The following is a 16,493-nucleotide window of genomic DNA, read 5'->3' on the forward strand; positions in this document are numbered from 1 at the left end:
GTCACGCGTCCCCTTTGGCCAAGTCATCCAGCTTCAGTTGCAAGCCACCGACCGCCGCCTCATCGGACAGCGCGGCCTTGGCTTTTTCATAAGCGCTGTGAGCATCGTCGGCACGACCCAACTGCACCAGCAGGTCGCCCTTCAATTCTTCACGGCTGGCCAGAAACGCCTTATCAGCGTCACCGTCGAGCAGCTTGAGCGCATCTTCGGCCTTGTTCTGAGCCGCGAGCACGCGTGCCAGGCGCTGGCGCGAAATTTCGCCCAGGGTGTCGTCAGCAGGCTTGTCGAGCACATTCTTCAGCTCGGCAGCGGCGTCGTCGAGCTTGCCGCTCTCGACCGCGACCTTGGCCACGAACAGGCTGCCGTACTGGGCGTAGGCGGTACCACCAAACTCGCTCTTGAGCTTGCCGGACAACTCAGCGACCTTGGCCGCGTCCGGCTGCCCGCTCGGCGTCAGGCTGGTTTCAAGCAGGGCCTGATACAGCTGCGATGCGCCTTGCGACTGGTTGTCCTGGTACTTGTGCCAAGTGTTCCAACCCAAAACCACCACGCCCGCCAGCAGCGCACCGGTCAGCAGTGGCTTGCCGTTACGGTTCCACCAGTCCTTGACCCCTGCCAGGTCATCATCATCGGTACTCGACACCCCAATACTCCTTTTCGCCTATTCGCTTGTTGAACCGCGTTACGCCTGAGCGATCGCGGTTTCCAGGTGCTCAGCCAGAGCATCCCAGGCAATGTTCTGTTGTTCGCCCTGACCACGCAGGGGCTTGAGACCAATCTCTTGCTTGGCCAACTCGTCGTCACCCAGGATCAGGGCGAACAACGCGCCGCTCTTGTCGGCTTTCTTGAACTGGCTCTTGAAGCTGCCGCCACCGGCATTGACCGCCAGGCGCAGGCCCGGCAGACGGTCGCGCAGGCTTTCGGACAAGCGCAGGCCAGCCAGCTCCGCCTGTTCGCCAAAGGCGCACAGGTACACATCGATCTGGCGGTTGATGGATTCCGGGACCTGGCCCAGGGTCTCCAGCAGCAGGATCAGGCGCTCGATACCCATGGCGAAACCAACGCCGGTGGTCGGCTTCCCACCCATCTGCTCTACCAGGCCATCGTAGCGGCCGCCTGCGCAGACAGTGCCCTGGGCGCCAAGCTTGTCGGTGACCCACTCGAACACGGTCTTGCTGTAGTAGTCCAGGCCACGCACCAGCTTGGTGTTGATCACGAACGGAATACCGGCAGCATCCAGACGGGCTTTGAGGCCCTCGAAGTGCACCCGGGAGTCTTCGTCGAGGTAGTCTTCCAGCTTCGGCGCGCCGACCAGCACCGCCTGAGTATCAGGGTTTTTGCTGTCGAGGATGCGCAGCGGATTGCTCTTGAGGCGGCGCTGGCTGTCTTCGTCGAGTTGCTCCAGGCGCGCCGAGAGGAACTCGACCAGCGCGTCACGGTAGCGGGCGCGGGCCTCGCTGGTGCCCAGGCTGTTCAGCTCGAGCTTGACCGCATCCTGGATGCCCAGCAGGCCCCACAAACGCCAGGTCAGCATGATCAGCTCGGCATCGATGTCCGGGCCGTCCAGGTTGAACACCTCGACGCCAATCTGGTGGAACTGGCGGTAGCGGCCCTTCTGCGGGCGCTCGTGGCGGAACATCTGGCCGATGTACCACAGTTTCTGCACCTGGCCGTTGCCGGTGATGCCGTGCTCGAGCACGGCACGTACGCAGGCAGCCGTGCCTTCGGGGCGCAGGGTCAGCGAATCGCCGTTGCGGTCCTCGAAGGTGTACATCTCTTTTTCGACGATGTCGGTGACTTCACCGATGGAGCGCTTGAACAGCTCGGTGAACTCGACGATCGGCGTGCGGATCTGGCTGTACCCATAGGTGTCCAGCAGCCCGGCGACGGTGCCTTCGAAGTAGCGCCACAGCGGCGACTGCTCTGGCAGGATGTCGTTCATGCCACGGATGGCTTGCAGCGATTTGCTCACGAAAAGTCCTTACGAATCTGTGTGTCAGCCGCGGGCGATCAGCGCCGCGTCGGCCTCGACCTTTTCGGCCGCTTTCTGGCGGATGAGCTTTTCCAGCTCATCGACCAGGTTGTCATTGGTCAGCTTCTGCGCCGGCTTGCCATCGATGTAAATCAGGTTCGGCGTGCCGCCGGTCAGGCCCACGTGGGCTTCCTTCGCTTCGCCAGGGCCGTTGACCACACAACCGATCACCGCCACATCCAGCGGTACCAGCAGGTCTTCCAGGCGCCCTTCCAGTTCGTTCATGGTCTTGACCACATCGAAATTCTGCCGCGAGCAGCTCGGGCAGGCGATGAAGTTGATGCCACGCGAACGCAGGTGCAGCGACTTGAGGATGTCGTAGCCGACCTTCACTTCCTCGACCGGGTCGGCCGCCAGCGAAATGCGGATGGTATCGCCGATGCCTTCGGCCAGCAGCATACCGAGGCCGACGGCGGATTTCACCGTGCCGGAGCGCAGCCCACCAGCCTCGGTGATGCCCAGGTGCAGCGGCTGGATGATCTGCTTGGCCAGCAAGCGATAGGCTTCGACGGCCATGAACACGTCGGAGGCCTTGACGCTGACCTTGAAGTCCTGGAAATCCAGGCGATCGAGGTGCTCGACATGGCGCAGGGCCGATTCGACCAACGCCGCCGGGGTCGGCTCGCCATATTTCTTCTGCAGGTCCTTTTCCAGGGAGCCTGCGTTGACACCGATACGGATCGGAATACCACGGTCACGAGCGGCATCGACCACAGCACGAACACGGTCCTCACGGCCGATGTTGCCCGGGTTGATACGCAGGCAGTCGACGCCCAGTTCGGCCACGCGCAACGCGATCTTGTAGTCGAAGTGGATGTCAGCGACCAGCGGTACGCTGACCAGTTGCTTGATTTTGCCGAACGCCTCGGCGGCGTCCATGTCCGGCACCGAAACCCGGACGATGTCGACACCGGCATCGACCAGGCGCTGGATCTGGCCCACTGTGGCGGCGACATCATTGGTGTCGGTGTTGGTCATGCTCTGCACCGCAATGGGGGCATCACCACCCACCGGTACATTGCCGACCCAGATTTTGCGGGATTCGCGACGTTTGATCGGAGATTCGCCGTGCATGACTTACTGTCCCAACTTCAGGCGAGCGGTTTCGCCACTGGTGAACGGGGCGACATCGACGGCTTGGCCGTTGTAGCTGACCTGGGCGCCGCGGGCAAAGCCCAGGCGTACCGCGAACGGCGGCTTGCCGGTCAACTCGAGGTTGTCGCCCTTGCGCTTGATGGCGCTGAACAGCACCTTGCCGTTGCCATCGGACACCTGGGTCCAGCAATCGGCGGTGAACTGGATGGCTACCTTGGCGCTGCCGGCAGGTGCGGCGGCAGGCTCGGCGGTACTGGCCGGCACGCTGGCCTCGGGCGCAACGGGGGCGGCCTGGGCTACGGGTGCGGTTGGCGAGGCCGATGCAGCCGGTGCGGCTGCCGTTGTCGGCGCGGGCGCTGCAGCTTGGGCAGGTGCCTGCTGGGCCGGTGCGGGCGCTGCGGCGTCAGGGGCGGCGGCACTGGCGGCCTCGGGGGCGGCCCCGGCGACCGGCTCGGCAGGTGCCTGCTCCAGCGGCAGCGGCGCGCTTTCGCCCTGCTGGCCCAAGGTAACGGCCTGGTCTTCAGGCTCGTCCAGCGGGTGGATCTGGGTGGTACCGTCGGCGCTTTCGACCTCGACGTGCTCCAGGGCGATCTTGGCCAGGTCCTTGCCGCGCAGGCTGCCCTGGTCCTGCCACCACAGGAAGCTGCCACCGACCACCACAAGCAGCAGCAACAGGCTGACGCCGCGCAGAATGTTGTGCGAAAGGCGCACCGGCTCTTCGATGCGGCCCAGTGAATGCACGTCGCTGCCCTTGGCATGGGTGCCGGTGTACTGGTCGAAGGCCTCGACCAGCGGCGCCTGGTCCATGTCCATCAGCTTGGCGTAGGCACGGATATAGCCACGGGCGAAGGTATGCCCTGGCAACTTGTCGAAGGCACCGGTTTCCACGTGGTTCAGCGAACTGACGGTGAGGTTGAGCTTGCGGGCCACCTCGGCTTGCGACCACTCCCGTCTTTCGCGGGCCTGGCGCAACAATTCACCGGGGTTCTGGCCAGTCGCTGCTGCTACTTCGGGATGCGCGGCTTTCATCGTTGCTCCGACAGGTATTGCTGATATTCCGGCGTACCGGGATAAAGTCGTTGTAGTTGCTGGCCCAATTCGGCCTGTGTGCCCTGCTCGTCGAACACCCGGGCAAGACGGCTGCCCAGCAGGAGACTACGGGCATTGTGATCGCTCAACTGGCTGAAACGATCGTAGAAACCCCGGGCCGGCACATAATGCCTGTTTTCGTAGGACAACTCAGCCATTTCCAGCAACGCCCTGGGTTGCCGCTGATTGAGTTGCAGAGCCTTGCCCAGGTACGCCTGCGCCTGGTCACGGTCGCCGAGCTTCAGGGCTGTCAGGCCGAGGTTCTCGTAAACGCGCGAACGTTCAGGATACAGGGTATCGGCGCTGGCGAGGCGAAACATCTGCTCGGCTTCGGCGAAACGCTGCTGAGCATATAGGAAACTGCCGTAATTGTTGCGAATTCGCGTGTCACCGGGGCGTGCCGACAACGCTTTCTGGAAGTGTTGCTCGGCCAGCGCAGCTTCACCTTGGGCCTGAAACACCAGCGCCAAAGCCGCGTGCGCATCGGCATCCTTGGCATCCAGCGCCAGTGCCCTGGCCAACGGCGCCTTGGCCTGCTCGGTCAAACCTTGTTGCAGATAGCCAAGCCCGAGCTGCACGTAAGCGCGCCCCGCCTCCACTCGCCCCTGGTGCGTGGCCAGTGGGTCGCTTGCACCACCCGACACGCAGCCGGCCAGCAGCGAAAGTGCAAGGATCGACAGCGCGGCGCGCAGGCTCATGGCGGGCCCGGACTCAGTGGCGCACAGCGCTGTCTTGCAGCTCGGCGTCGGCAGACAGCTGACGTACGGCGATGTAGCGCTCGCTGCGGCGGGTACGGTCATTGACCTGGCCGACCAGCTGGCCACAGGCGGCATCGATGTCATCGCCACGGGTGGTACGGGTGGTGACGTTGAAGCCACCATGGTGCAGCAGGTCCTGGAAGCGGCGGATAGCGTTGTTGCTAGGGCGCTCGTAACCGGAATGGGGGAACGGGTTGAACGGGATCAGGTTGATCTTGCACGGTACATCGCGCAGCAGTTCGATCATCTGCGCGGCATGCTCTGGCTGGTCGTTGACGTCCTTGAGCAGGGTGTACTCGACCGTCAGCACGCGCTTGCCACCCAAGGTGGCCATGTAGCCCATGCACGACTCCAGCAGCATCTTCAACGGGTACTTCTTGTTGATCGGCACCAGCTGGTTGCGCAGCGCATCGTTAGGCGCATGCAGCGACAGGGCCAGGGACACGTCGATGTGCTTGGCCAGTTCGTCGATCATCGGTACCACGCCGGAGGTGGACAAGGTGACGCGACGCTTGGAAATGCCATAGCCCAGATCATCCATCATGATCTTCATGGCAGCGATGACATTGTCGAAATTCAGCAGAGGCTCGCCCATGCCCATCATGACCACGTTGGTAATCGCGCGGTCGATCTTGGCCGGGACGGTCCCGAAGGATTTGTTGGCAAGCCACACCTGGCCGATCACTTCGGCGGCGGTGAGGTTGCTGTTGAAGCCTTGCTTGCCGGTGGAGCAGAAACTGCAGTCCAGGGCACAGCCGGCTTGCGACGACACGCAGAGGGTGCCGCGATCGTCGGTTGGGATGTAGACGGTCTCGACGCAGCTGCCGGAGGCAACGCGGATCACCCATTTACGGGTGCCGTCTGCGGAAATGTCTTCACTGACCACTTCCGGAGGACGAATTTCGGCAACGGCCTCGAGCTTTTCGCGCAAGGCCTTGCCGACGTTCGTCATGGCGGCGAAATCATCGACGCCAAAATGGTGAATCCATTTCATCACCTGGCCGGCACGGAAGCGTTTCTCCCCGATAGAGTCGAAGAATTGTTCCATTTCCGGCTGGGTCAGGCCCAACAGGTTGATTTTGCCAGTAGATGTCGTCATGGATTCACCCTCACCCGTAAGCTTTCGCTTAGCGAGTGGTTACCTCGGTAGCAGCGAAGAAGTAAGCGATTTCGCGAGCAGCAGCAGCTTCGGAGTCCGAACCGTGAACGGCGTTGGCGTCGATCGACTCGGCGAAGTCAGCACGGATGGTGCCGGCAGCCGCTTCTTTAGGGTTGGTAGCGCCCATCAGCTCACGGTTCAGAGCGATGGCGTTTTCGCCTTCCAGAACCTGAACGACAACCGGGCCGGAAGTCATGAAGGCAACCAGGTCACCGAAGAAGCCGCGCTCGCGGTGCTCAGCGTAGAAACCTTCGGCTTCGGCTTTGGACAGTTGCTTGATTTTCGAAGCAACGATTTTCAGGCCGGCTTCTTCAAAGCGAGTGGTGATCTTGCCGATGACGTTTTTGGCAACTGCGTCAGGCTTGATGATCGAGAAAGTACGTTGAACAGCCATGGAAAACTCCAGAATATGAGTGTTGCGAAAAATTAAACCCGCGAATTATACGCGGGTTCCAGGGGATTGCCTAACCTGCAGCGTCACGCTTAGTCGGCTTCGTCTATCCAGGCCGCCTGGATGGCCTCGAGCACTTTCTCACCGCCGCGTGACGGATCGTCGCTGAACTCCGGCAAGGCCAGCACCCAGCGATGCAGATCGACGAAATTCACATAACGAGGATCGACGTCCGGCTTGCTTTCTGCAAGCTGGATAGCGATCTCAAGTACATCAACCCATTTCAGACTCATTGAAAAATCCTCAGTGGGGCGCTTCGGCAGCGTGGTTGAGCGAATATTTCGGGATCTCGATGGTCAGGTCCTGATCACCGACGACCACCTGGCAGCCGAGACGCGATTGCGCCTCCAGGCCCCAGGCCTTGTCCAGCATGTCCTCTTCGAGTTCGTCGGCTTCTTCAAGCGAATCGAAACCCTTGCGCACGATGCAGTGGCAGGTGGTGCAGGCCTTCACGCCACCGCAAGCGCTTTCCATCTCGATGTGATGGTCGTGGGCCAGCTCCAGGATATTGGTCCCGGGCTCGACCTCCACGCTCAGCCCCTCTGGGCAGAACTTCTCATGCGGCAGGAATGTCACCAGCGGCATCGGTTACTCCTCGATCTCATTCAGGTTGCGCCCGGCCAGTGCGGCTTTGACCGTCGAATCAAGGCGACGGGCGGCAAATGCATCGGTCACCTGCGACAGACGCTTGGTCTGTTGCTCGATGGCAGGGCCATCGGTGCCGTTCAGCAAATCACGTAGTTCTTGCATCTGGAATTCGATGGCTTCGCGCTCTTCACTGCTGAGCAGTCGCTCGCCATCAGCGTCCAGGGCGCCCTGCACAGCTTCAAGCAGGCGCTCGCCGTCAACCTGGTGTTCACGAAGCTGACGCGCCTGCTTGTCGGAGCCGGCATGCTCGAAGGAGTCCTTGAGCATGCGCGCGATCTCGCCGTCGGTCAGGCCGTAGGATGGTTTGACCTGGATGCTTGCCTCTACGCCAGAGCCCAGCTCACGCGCCGCGACGCTGAGCAAACCATCGGCATCGACCTGGAAGGTCACGCGGATTTTCGCGGCGCCGGCAACCATGGCCGGAATACCACGCAGCTCGAAGCGCGCCAGCGAACGGCAGTCGCTGATCAGCTCGCGCTCACCCTGCAGAACGTGAATCATCATGGCCGACTGGCCATCTTTGTACGTCGTGAATTCCTGCGCGCGGGCCACTGGGATGGTGGTATTGCGCGGGATCACCTTTTCCATCAGCCCGCCCATGGTCTCAAGACCAAGGGACAGCGGAATGACGTCGAGCAGCAGCAGCTCACCGCCTTCGCGGCGGTTGCCGGCCAGGGTGTCAGCCTGAATGGCGGCGCCGATGGCGACCACCTGGTCGGGGTCGATCGAGGTCAGCGGGGTACGGCCGAACAGCGTGCCGACCGCTTCACGGACACGCGGTACGCGGGTCGAACCACCGACCATGACCACCGCACCCACCTCCTCCAGTTCGACGCCACTGTCGCGCACGGCGCGGCGGCAGGCCTTGAGGCTACGGGCAATCAACGGTTCGATCATGGCTTCGAAAGCGGCGCGGCTGAGCTCGCCCTGCCAGGCGCCATGGCTGACGCTGACCAGGTCGGCGTCGGTCAGGGCTTCCTTGGCGGCGCAGGCAGCCTGAAGCAGCTGGCGCTGGGTAGCCGGGTCGAGGTCGGCGGACAGCCCGGCCTGCTCGATGATCCAGCTGGCAATGGCGTGATCGAAGTCGTCCCCGCCAAGGGCCGTGTCACCACCGGTGGCAAGCACTTCGAACACACCTGCGGTCAGGCGCAGGATGGAAATATCGAACGTACCGCCGCCCAAGTCATAGATGGCCACCAGGCCTTCGGCATTCTGGTCAAGGCCATAGGCAACGGCAGCGGCGGTTGGCTCATTGAGCAGGCGCAGCACGTTGAGGCCAGCCAGTTTGGCGGCATCCTTGGTCGCCTGGCGTTGGGCGTCGTCGAAATAAGCCGGCACGGTGATCACCGCGCCCACCAACTCGCCGCCCAAGGTCGCTTCGGCGCGCTCGCGCAGCACCTTGAGGATATCGGCGGACACTTCCACCGGGCTCTTGGGCCCCTGGACAGTCTCGATGAACGGCATGTGCGACTCGCCGCCAATGAAGCGATACGGCAGCTGCTCACCCAGTTGCTTGACGTCGGCCAGGCCACGCCCCATCAGGCGCTTGACCGAAAGCACGGTGTTCAGTGGGTCGCTGGCGGCAGCTTCTCGCGCTGCCAGGCCGACCTCATTGTGGCCAGCCAGATAGCGCACTGCGGAGGGCAGAATGACGTTGCCCTGCGCATCGGGCAGGGGTTCGCTGCGACCGCTGCGCACGGCAGCGACCAGAGAATTGGTAGTACCCAGGTCAATGCCCACCGCCAGACGACGCTGGTGCGGCTGGGGGGTTTGACCGGGTTCGGCGATCTGCAGTAGGGCCATGCTTATCTGAATACCTTAGGCGTCATCACGGGCAACGCCGGGTTAATCGTCGAGGCGCTCTTCTAGTTGGCGCACTTCCTGGGCGAGCTTGTCGAGGAACTGCATGCGGCGCATCAGGCGCTCGGCCTTGTCGCGCTCGGCAGGCACATCCCAGCAGGCGGCGAAATCCTCGTTGAGCGTGTCCTGGGCAGCCTTCAGGCGCTTCTTGAACACGGCGACACCGTCGAGGTCGGCTTCGTCCTGCAGCTCTTCGAGTTCCTCGCGCCACTGCATCTGCTGCAGCAGGAAGTCAGGGTCGTGGACCGTGACTTCCTGAGGCACCTCGTGGCCACCGATGGCCAGCAAATAGCGGGCACGGCGCGGGGCACTGCGCAACGTCTGGTAGGCGTCGTTGAGGGCGGCGGATTTTTCCAGCGATACCCGCTGCTCCCGCTCGGAAGCGTCGGCGAAGCGGTCAGGATGAACCTCGCGGGCCAGCTCGCGATAGCGAGTGGCCAGCTTGTCGAGGTCCAACCGGAAGCACGGCTGGAGGTCGAACAGAGCGAAATGACAAGGAGTACCCACAGCCAGCCTCAGACGTTGAAGCTTTCGCCGCAGCCACACTCACCGCGTACGTTGGGGTTGTTGAACTTGAAGCCTTCGTTCAACCCTTCCTTGACGAAGTCCAGCTCAGTGCCGTCAAGGTAAACCAGGCTCTTGGGATCGATGATCACCTTGACGCCATGGTTTTCGAACACGGTGTCTTCGTCCGCCAGTTCATCGACGAACTCCAGCACGTAGGCCAGGCCCGAGCAACCGGTGGTGCGCACGCCCAGGCGGATGCCCTCGCCCTTGCCGCGCCCTTCGAGGGAACGCCGCACGTGGTTGGCGGCGGCTTCTGTCATGCTGATAGCCATCGGTACTTATTCCTCAACGTCGGTACTTCGCAACAGGCGACTTAGATCAAGCCTTTCTTCTGCTTGTAATCGCGAACGGCTGCCTTGATGGCATCTTCGGCGAGTACCGAGCAGTGGATCTTGACCGGCGGCAACGCCAGTTCTTCCGCCAGCTGGGTGTTCTTGATGGTTTCGGCTTCGTCCAGGGTCTTGCCCTTCATCCACTCGGTGGCGAGGGAGCTGGAAGCGATGGCCGAACCGCAGCCGTAAGTCTTGAACTTGGCATCTTCGATGATGCCTTGCTCGTTGACCTTGATCTGCAGACGCATCACGTCACCGCACGCCGGGGCGCCGACCATGCCGGTACCGACATCCGGGTCCTCGGCATTCATCTTGCCGACGTTACGTGGGTTTTCGTAGTGGTCGATGACCTTTTCACTGTATGCCATGGTGCAATTCCTTCCTCATCAGGGAGCCGCTCTTGCTGGCGACTGCTTAGTGGGCGGCCCACTCGATCTTGGAGATGTCAACGCCGTCTTTGTACATGTCCCACAGCGGCGACAGCTCACGCAGTTTGTTTACAGCCTCGCAGACTTTCTGCGCGGCGTAGTCGACTTCTTCCTCGGTGGTGAAGCGGCCGAAGGAGAAGCGGATCGAGCTGTGCGCCAGCTCGTCGTTGCGGCCCAGAGCGCGCAGTACATACGACGGCTCGAGCGAAGCGGAGGTGCAAGCCGAACCGGACGATACCGCGATGTCCTTGAGCGACATCAGCAGCGACTCGCCTTCGACATAGTTGAAGCTCAGGTTCAGGTTGTGCGGTACGCGGGCAGTCTGGCTGCCGTTGACATACAGCTCTTCGAGGTCCGAGACCTGCTTGAAGAAGCGGTCGCTCAGGGCCTTGATGCGCTGGTTTTCCGCGGCCATTTCCTGCTTGGCGATGGCGAATGCTTCGCCCATGCCGACGATCTGGTGGGTCGGCAGGGTGCCCGAACGCATGCCGCGCTCATGGCCACCGCCGTGAATGATCGCTTCCAGACGCACGCGAGGCTTGCGGCTGACATACAGCGCGCCAATGCCCTTCGGGCCGTAGACCTTGTGCGCGGAGAACGACATCAGGTCGACTTTCAGCTTCTGCAGGTCGATTTCGACCTTGCCGGCCGACTGGGCGGCGTCAACGTGGAACAGCACGCCGCGCGAGCGGGTCAGTTCACCGATGGCGGCGATGTCGTTGATCGAGCCGACTTCGTTGTTGACGTGCATCAGCGAGACCAGAATGGTGTCGTCGCGCAGCACCGCTTCGACCTGGGCCGGGGTGACGATGCCGTCTTCACCGGGCTCCAGATAGGTGACTTCGAAACCTTCACGCTCGAGCTGGCGAGCGGTGTCCAGGACCGCCTTGTGCTCGATCTTGGAGGTGATGAGGTGCTTGCCCTTGGTCTGATAGAAGTGCGCCACGCCTTTGAGGGCGAGGTTGTCGGACTCGGTTGCACCGCTGGTCCAGACGATCTCGCGGGGGTCGGCGTTGATCAGCTCGGCAACCTGGCGACGGCCGTTTTCGACCGCTTCCTCGGCTTTCCAGCCGAACACGTGGGAGCGCGAAGCCGGGTTACCGAAGTTACCGTCGACCAGCAGGCAGTCGGCCATCTTCTGGGCGACACGGGGATCGACCGGTGTGGTCGCGGAGTAATCGAGGTAGATCGGCAACTTCATTGAGTATCTCCTATCAGGCGGTGGCGTCGCTCGTCACTGTAAAAGGTCAGTCGACGGCGGACGTCTCAATCTTGTCCAGCTGGGCAGAACGGCCTGCGACACGACGCAGGTCCTGGCGCTGGGCGACTTCCTGCACCTCACGGCGCATGACGAGGTCAGCCAGGCTGATGCCGCTGAGGAATTCGTGGATCTGCTGGCTGAGGTCGCACCACAAGTGGTGGGTCAGGCAGGTGTCACCGGCATGACAATCCCCAAGGCCCTGGCAGCGGGTGGCATCGACCGATTCGTTGACCGCGTCGATAACCTGGGCCACCTGGATGGTTTCCATGCCACGAGACAGCTGGTAACCACCGCCCGGGCCGCGCACGCTGGATACCAGGCTGCTGCGGCGCAGCTTGGCGAACAGCTGTTCCAGATAAGAGAGGGAAATGCCCTGGCGCTCGGAAATGTCGGCCAAAGACACAGGCCCATGCTGCGCGTGCAACGCCAGGTCAAGCATGGCTGTCACGGCGTATCGGCCTTTGGTAGTCAGTCGCATGGCTAAATGGATACCACGAGAGTTACAGGATGTGAGCGAGTATGCGATTCCCGAGCATTTAAGTCAACTATTAGACCTACTGCTTTAGTCGGGTTTGCATCTGGGAGGCGGGCGCGATTGTAGCAGCAAAGGGGCGTGAGCACACGCCCCCTATGCCAACCTGCCGTCACTGTGGCGCGATCAATGCGACCGAGCGTCGCGTGGGGCCGCTGCCGCGGTCTCGCTGAAGTCGTCTTCAGGAAGGGCCGGCAGCTCCTTGGCGCAGTAGTCACTGCCCATCTTGGTCAGTGCGCCGCACATGCCTTCCAGGCGCTCGTCGACAGCCTGCAGGTGGTCGAGCATCTGGCCGATGGCGCGCGCCACCGGGTCAGGCATGTCGCCACTGACACCGTAGGCATCGAAGCCGATCTTTTCCGCCATGGCCTTGCGCTTGGCCTCGACTTCGCTGTCTTCGCGCTTGACGATGATGCGCCCCGGGATACCGACCGCCGTGGCACCTGCCGGCACCGCCTTGGTCACCACCGCGTTGGAGCCGATCTTGGCCCCGGCACCGACGGTGAACGGGCCGAGCACCTTGGCCCCAGCACCCACCACCACGCCGTTTTCCAAGGTCGGATGGCGCTTGCCTTTGTTCCAGCTGGTGCCACCCAGGGTCACGCCCTGGTAAAGCGTCACGTCGTCACCGATCTCGGCGGTTTCGCCGATCACGATACCCATGCCGTGATCGATGAAGAAGCGCCGGCCGATGGTGGCGCCGGGATGGATCTCGATACCGGTCATCCAGCGGCCGAAATTCGACACCAGGCGAGCCAGCCACTTGAAATCGCGCCTCCACAAGGCATTGCCCAGGCGATGCAGCCAGATGGCATGCATACCCGGGTAGCAGGTCAGCACCTCGAAGGCGTTGCGCGCCGCCGGGTCCCGATGGAAAACGCTTTGAATATCTTCACGCAGACGTTCGAACATCTGTCAGTCCTTTCTTTTATGCGGCTCGCCCCGCGCGACCTTCTGGGTCTCGGTGAGGATACCGCGCAAAATGCTCATCTCCGGACGCTCCACCGAGCTGCGCCCATATAGCCGGCGCAGGCGCGCCATCAGGTGCTTGGGCTTCGCGGGGTCAAGGAAGCCGATGTCCACCAGGGTTTTCTCCAGGTGTTCATAGAACAGCTCCATTTCGTCCATGGTCGCCAGCTCGCTGGCGTCGACCTTTTCGACTTTCTGCGCCGTGCCTTCAACCGCCAGCCAGGCCATGCGCACCTCATAAGAGAGCACCTGGACCGCTGCGGCCAGATTCAGCGAGCTGAAGTCGGGGTTCGAGGGAATGTGCACGTGGAAGTGACATCGCTGCAGTTCTTCGTTGGTCAGGCCGGCGTGCTCGCGCCCGAACACCAGGGCGATCTCCTCTCCCCCGACGGCATGCTCCACGGCCTTGGCCCCGCATTCACGGGGGTCGATCAACGGCCAGGGGATACTGCGCTCTCGGGCGCTGGTGCCCATGACCAGGCTGCAGCCGACCAGTGCCTGCTCGAGGCTGTCGACCACCTGGGCACCGGCCAGCACATCGTCGGCACCGGAGGCCCGCGCACTGGCGTCCGCGGCGGGGAATTCTTTTGGCTGCACCAGCACCAGACGCGACAAGCCCATGTTTTTCATGGCTCGCGCAGCGCCGCCGATGTTGCCGGGGTGGCTGGTATTGACCAGAACAACACGAATATTTTGCAGCAAGGTGTTGTGCTCACAGATGCGGGTTTTGGGGGATCCGATCTTACAGAACCGACCAGCGTAACGCCATGAAAGCAAATGTGACACTTCTGCCGCCAAACTTTTCTGCTAGAATGTTCGGCTTTCTTCTTTAACATCTCCAGGTGACCCGCCCATGCAGCCTATGCTGAATATCGCCCTGCGCGCCGCTCGCAGCGCCAGTGAACTGATTTTCCGCTCCATCGAACGCCTGGATAGCATCAAGGTGGACGAGAAAGAGGCTAAGGACTACGTTTCCGAGGTTGATCGCGCCGCCGAGCAGAGCATCGTCAACGCCCTGCGCAAGGCTTATCCGAACCACTCCATCCAAGGTGAGGAAACCGGCCTGCACGCGGGCTCCGGTGAAGAAGGCAAAGACTACCTTTGGGTCATCGACCCACTGGACGGCACCACCAACTTCCTGCGTGGCATCCCGCACTTCGCCGTCAGCATCGCCTGCAAATACCGTGGCCGCCTCGAGCACGCCGTGATCGTCGACCCGGTACGCCAGGAAGAATTCACCGCCAGCCGTGGCCGTGGCGCCCAGCTCAATGGCCGCCGCCTGCGCGTCAGCTCGCGCACCAGCCTGGACGGCGCCCTGCTGGGCACCGGCTTCCCGTTCCGTGACAACCAGATGGCTGACATGGACAACTACCTGGGCATGTTCCGCGCCCTGACTGGCCAGACCGCCGGCATCCGCCGCGCCGGCTCCGCCAGCCTGGACCTGGCCTACGTGGCGGCCGGCCGCTTCGACGCCTTCTGGGAGTCGGGCCTGTCCGAGTGGGACATGGCAGCAGGCGTGCTGCTGATCCAGGAAGCGGGCGGCCTGGTGAGCGACTTCAACGGTGGCCACGACTTCCTCGACAAAGGCCACATCGTTGCCGGCAACATCAAGTGCTTCAAGGCCGTGCTGACCGCTATCCAGCCGCACCTGCCAGAGCACATGAAGCGCTAAGCGCAGATTGCAGGCACAAAAAAAGCACCTCGCGGTGCTTTTTTTGTGCCTGCAATCTCATTGCTGCCCGGCGTCACTCAGGATCAGCTTGCCATTCTTGTCCAGCGGGATGGTCGAGCCCGGCTCGCGATCCATCTTCACCTTGCCCACCTGGCCATCGATTGAATAGGTCACGGTGTACCCAACGACCTTCTCACTGACATCATTGACCGTGTTGCAACGGGTTTGCGTGGTGGTATAGGTGTCACGCTGCTGCATGCCCTCCTGCACCTTGTTACCGGCATAGCCACCACCGACAGCACCGGCCACGGTGGCGATCTTCTTGCCGGTGCCGCCACCGATCTGATTGCCCAGCAAGCCGCCCGCCAGGGCGCCTACCACGGTACCGGCGATCTGATGCTGATCCTTGACCGGCGCCTGACGCGTCACGGCCACGTCCTTGCACACTTCGCGAGGGGTTTTCACCTGCTGCTTGATCGGCTGCACGTCGGTGACCTGGGCGTATTCGGGGCCTTTGTTCACCAAGCTGTAGGTCGCCACAGCACCTCCGGCAGTCACACCGACAGCACCCAGTACCGCACCCACCAGCATTGATTTGTTCACATTGAACCTCCTGATTCATACCCGCGGGGTAAACCCGCCTGCTCCCAGCCTTGGAGCAAAAAAAAAGGCGCGAGTTCAACACTCGCGCCTTTTCGATCGCCGAACGGCGTAGGGCTAAGCCTTAAGGGCGGTCATCCACACCGTCGGTCTTGGCCGGCGGAATGAGGTCTTCGCTGTTCAGGTTCAGCCAGATCAGCACCACGTTGGCGATGTAGATCGAGGAGTAGGTACCCGCCATGACGCCGATGAACAGGGCCAGGGAGAAGCCGAACAGGTTGTCACCGCCGAAGAACAGCAGCGCAGCGATTGCCAGCAGGGTCGAAACGGAAGTGGCCACCGTGCGCAGCAAGGTTTGCGTGGTCGAGATATTGATGTTCTCGATCAGCGAGGCCTTGCGCATCACGCGGAAGTTCTCACGCACCCGGTCGAACACCACGATGGTGTCGTTGAGCGAGTAACCAATGATCGCCAGCACCGCCGCCAATACAGTCAGGTCGAAGGTGATCTGGAAGAACGACAGGATACCCAGGGTCACCACCACGTCGTGGATCAGCGAGATGATCGCGCCCACGGCGAACTTCCACTGGAAGCGGAAAGCCAGGTAGATGAGGATGCCGCCCAGCGCCAGGAGCATGCCGAGGCCACCCTGGTCGCGCAGCTCTTCACCCACTTGCGGGCCAACGAACTCGACGCGCTTGACCGTCGCCGGGTTGTCACCGCCAACCTTCTGCAGGGCTTCGGCCACCTTGTTACCCAGCATCGGGTCATCGCCAGGCATACGCACCAGCAGGTCAGTGGTAGCGCCGAAGCTCTGCACCACAGCCTCGTGGAAACCGGATTCGACCAGCTCGGCACGCACTGCCTTGAGGTCGGCCGGGCGCTCGTAGGTCAACTCGATCAGCGTACCGCCGGTGAAGTCCAGGCCGAAGTTCAGGCCCTTCTGCCACCAGCTGAACAGTGCCAGCACGGTAAGGAGCACGGTTACGGCGAACGCAACATTGCGCACGCCCATGAAGTTGATGGTTTTCATCGTCGCT

General features: G+C 62.2%; 20 protein-coding genes. 1 reads left to right on the forward strand and 19 read right to left on the reverse strand.

Going from position 1 to position 16,493, the window contains the following annotated elements:
• Window position 1 precedes the first annotated feature (1 nt).
• From OSW16_RS22370 to trmJ, 17 genes are all read right to left on the reverse strand, one after another.
• Window positions 2-643 (reverse strand): tetratricopeptide repeat protein, encoded by a 642-nt coding sequence (locus tag OSW16_RS22370; RefSeq protein ID WP_267818577.1) that lies wholly within the window; start codon window positions 641-643, stop codon window positions 2-4.
• Window positions 644-682: 39 nt separating this feature from the next.
• Window positions 683-1,972, reverse strand: a complete 1,290-nt coding sequence (gene hisS, locus OSW16_RS22375; protein WP_267818578.1) for a histidine--tRNA ligase — start codon at window positions 1,970-1,972, stop codon at window positions 683-685.
• A gap of 24 nt (window positions 1,973-1,996) precedes the next feature.
• The gene (gene ispG, locus OSW16_RS22380; protein ID WP_012316136.1) at window positions 1,997-3,106 is read right to left on the reverse strand and encodes a flavodoxin-dependent (E)-4-hydroxy-3-methylbut-2-enyl-diphosphate synthase; all 1,110 of its coding nucleotides are present in this window, start codon (window positions 3,104-3,106) and stop codon (window positions 1,997-1,999) included.
• Window positions 3,107-3,109: 3 nt separating this feature from the next.
• On the reverse strand, window positions 3,110-4,156 hold the full coding sequence (locus tag OSW16_RS22385; RefSeq protein WP_267818580.1) for a RodZ domain-containing protein: 1,047 nt from the start codon (window positions 4,154-4,156) through the stop codon (window positions 3,110-3,112).
• Window positions 4,153-4,914, reverse strand: a complete 762-nt coding sequence (gene pilW / locus OSW16_RS22390) for a type IV pilus biogenesis/stability protein PilW (RefSeq protein ID WP_267818582.1) — start codon at window positions 4,912-4,914, stop codon at window positions 4,153-4,155. Before pilW ends, OSW16_RS22385 begins: the two co-directional genes overlap by 4 nt.
• Window positions 4,915-4,927: 13 nt before the next feature.
• Window positions 4,928-6,073, reverse strand: coding sequence for a 23S rRNA (adenine(2503)-C(2))-methyltransferase RlmN (rlmN, locus tag OSW16_RS22395; RefSeq protein ID WP_241804184.1), 1,146 nt, complete (start codon window positions 6,071-6,073; stop codon window positions 4,928-4,930).
• A gap of 28 nt (window positions 6,074-6,101) precedes the next feature.
• Entirely contained in the window at window positions 6,102-6,527 is a 426-nt protein-coding gene (ndk, locus tag OSW16_RS22400) for a nucleoside-diphosphate kinase (protein WP_241804183.1), read from the reverse strand.
• An 89-nt stretch (window positions 6,528-6,616) separates the two neighbouring features.
• Complete coding sequence (iscX, locus tag OSW16_RS22405; protein ID WP_024762959.1) at window positions 6,617-6,817, reverse strand: Fe-S cluster assembly protein IscX; 201 nt, start codon at window positions 6,815-6,817, stop codon at window positions 6,617-6,619.
• Between the two features lie 10 nt (window positions 6,818-6,827).
• Window positions 6,828-7,169, reverse strand: a complete 342-nt coding sequence (gene fdx, locus OSW16_RS22410) for an ISC system 2Fe-2S type ferredoxin (protein WP_039604293.1) — start codon at window positions 7,167-7,169, stop codon at window positions 6,828-6,830.
• A gap of 3 nt (window positions 7,170-7,172) precedes the next feature.
• Complete coding sequence (gene hscA / locus OSW16_RS22415; RefSeq protein ID WP_267818590.1) at window positions 7,173-9,035, reverse strand: Fe-S protein assembly chaperone HscA; 1,863 nt, start codon at window positions 9,033-9,035, stop codon at window positions 7,173-7,175.
• 42 nt (window positions 9,036-9,077) lie between these two features.
• A complete protein-coding gene (gene hscB / locus OSW16_RS22420; RefSeq protein WP_267818592.1) occupies window positions 9,078-9,599 on the reverse strand; it encodes a co-chaperone HscB in 522 nt (173 codons plus the stop codon).
• A gap of 8 nt (window positions 9,600-9,607) precedes the next feature.
• The gene (gene iscA, locus OSW16_RS22425) at window positions 9,608-9,931 is read right to left on the reverse strand and encodes an iron-sulfur cluster assembly protein IscA (RefSeq protein ID WP_008092567.1); all 324 of its coding nucleotides are present in this window, start codon (window positions 9,929-9,931) and stop codon (window positions 9,608-9,610) included.
• A 41-nt stretch (window positions 9,932-9,972) separates the two neighbouring features.
• The gene (gene iscU / locus OSW16_RS22430; RefSeq protein WP_007929523.1) at window positions 9,973-10,359 is read right to left on the reverse strand and encodes a Fe-S cluster assembly scaffold IscU; all 387 of its coding nucleotides are present in this window, start codon (window positions 10,357-10,359) and stop codon (window positions 9,973-9,975) included.
• A 46-nt stretch (window positions 10,360-10,405) separates the two neighbouring features.
• Window positions 10,406-11,620: an IscS subfamily cysteine desulfurase gene (locus tag OSW16_RS22435; RefSeq protein ID WP_267818594.1), complete on the reverse strand. Its 1,215-nt coding sequence runs from the start codon at window positions 11,618-11,620 to the stop codon at window positions 10,406-10,408.
• Window positions 11,621-11,666: 46 nt separating this feature from the next.
• The gene (iscR, locus tag OSW16_RS22440; protein WP_042111731.1) at window positions 11,667-12,158 is read right to left on the reverse strand and encodes a Fe-S cluster assembly transcriptional regulator IscR; all 492 of its coding nucleotides are present in this window, start codon (window positions 12,156-12,158) and stop codon (window positions 11,667-11,669) included.
• Window positions 12,159-12,338: 180 nt separating this feature from the next.
• On the reverse strand, window positions 12,339-13,124 hold the full coding sequence (gene cysE, locus OSW16_RS22445) for a serine O-acetyltransferase (RefSeq protein WP_241804180.1): 786 nt from the start codon (window positions 13,122-13,124) through the stop codon (window positions 12,339-12,341).
• 3 nt (window positions 13,125-13,127) lie between these two features.
• Window positions 13,128-13,883 (reverse strand): tRNA (cytosine(32)/uridine(32)-2'-O)-methyltransferase TrmJ, encoded by a 756-nt coding sequence (trmJ, locus tag OSW16_RS22450; RefSeq protein WP_267818598.1) that lies wholly within the window; start codon window positions 13,881-13,883, stop codon window positions 13,128-13,130.
• Window positions 13,884-14,034: 151 nt separating this feature from the next.
• On the opposite strand from trmJ, the gene suhB reads away from it, so the two are divergent.
• A complete protein-coding gene (gene suhB, locus OSW16_RS22455) occupies window positions 14,035-14,853 on the forward strand; it encodes an inositol monophosphatase family protein (protein WP_241804178.1) in 819 nt (272 codons plus the stop codon).
• Between the two features lie 57 nt (window positions 14,854-14,910).
• Here suhB and OSW16_RS22460 read toward each other — a convergent pair whose 3' ends face one another.
• Together OSW16_RS22460 and secF are read right to left on the reverse strand one after the other, a co-directional pair.
• Window positions 14,911-15,456 (reverse strand): glycine zipper 2TM domain-containing protein, encoded by a 546-nt coding sequence (locus OSW16_RS22460; protein ID WP_267818600.1) that lies wholly within the window; start codon window positions 15,454-15,456, stop codon window positions 14,911-14,913.
• Between the two features lie 121 nt (window positions 15,457-15,577).
• Complete coding sequence (gene secF, locus OSW16_RS22465) at window positions 15,578-16,486, reverse strand: protein translocase subunit SecF (protein WP_267818603.1); 909 nt, start codon at window positions 16,484-16,486, stop codon at window positions 15,578-15,580.
• Window positions 16,487-16,493 lie beyond the last annotated feature (7 nt).

Origin of the sequence: Pseudomonas putida, from assembly GCF_026625125.1 — a bacterium.
GTDB classification, from domain to species: Bacteria; Pseudomonadota; Gammaproteobacteria; order Pseudomonadales; family Pseudomonadaceae; genus Aquipseudomonas; species Aquipseudomonas putida_X.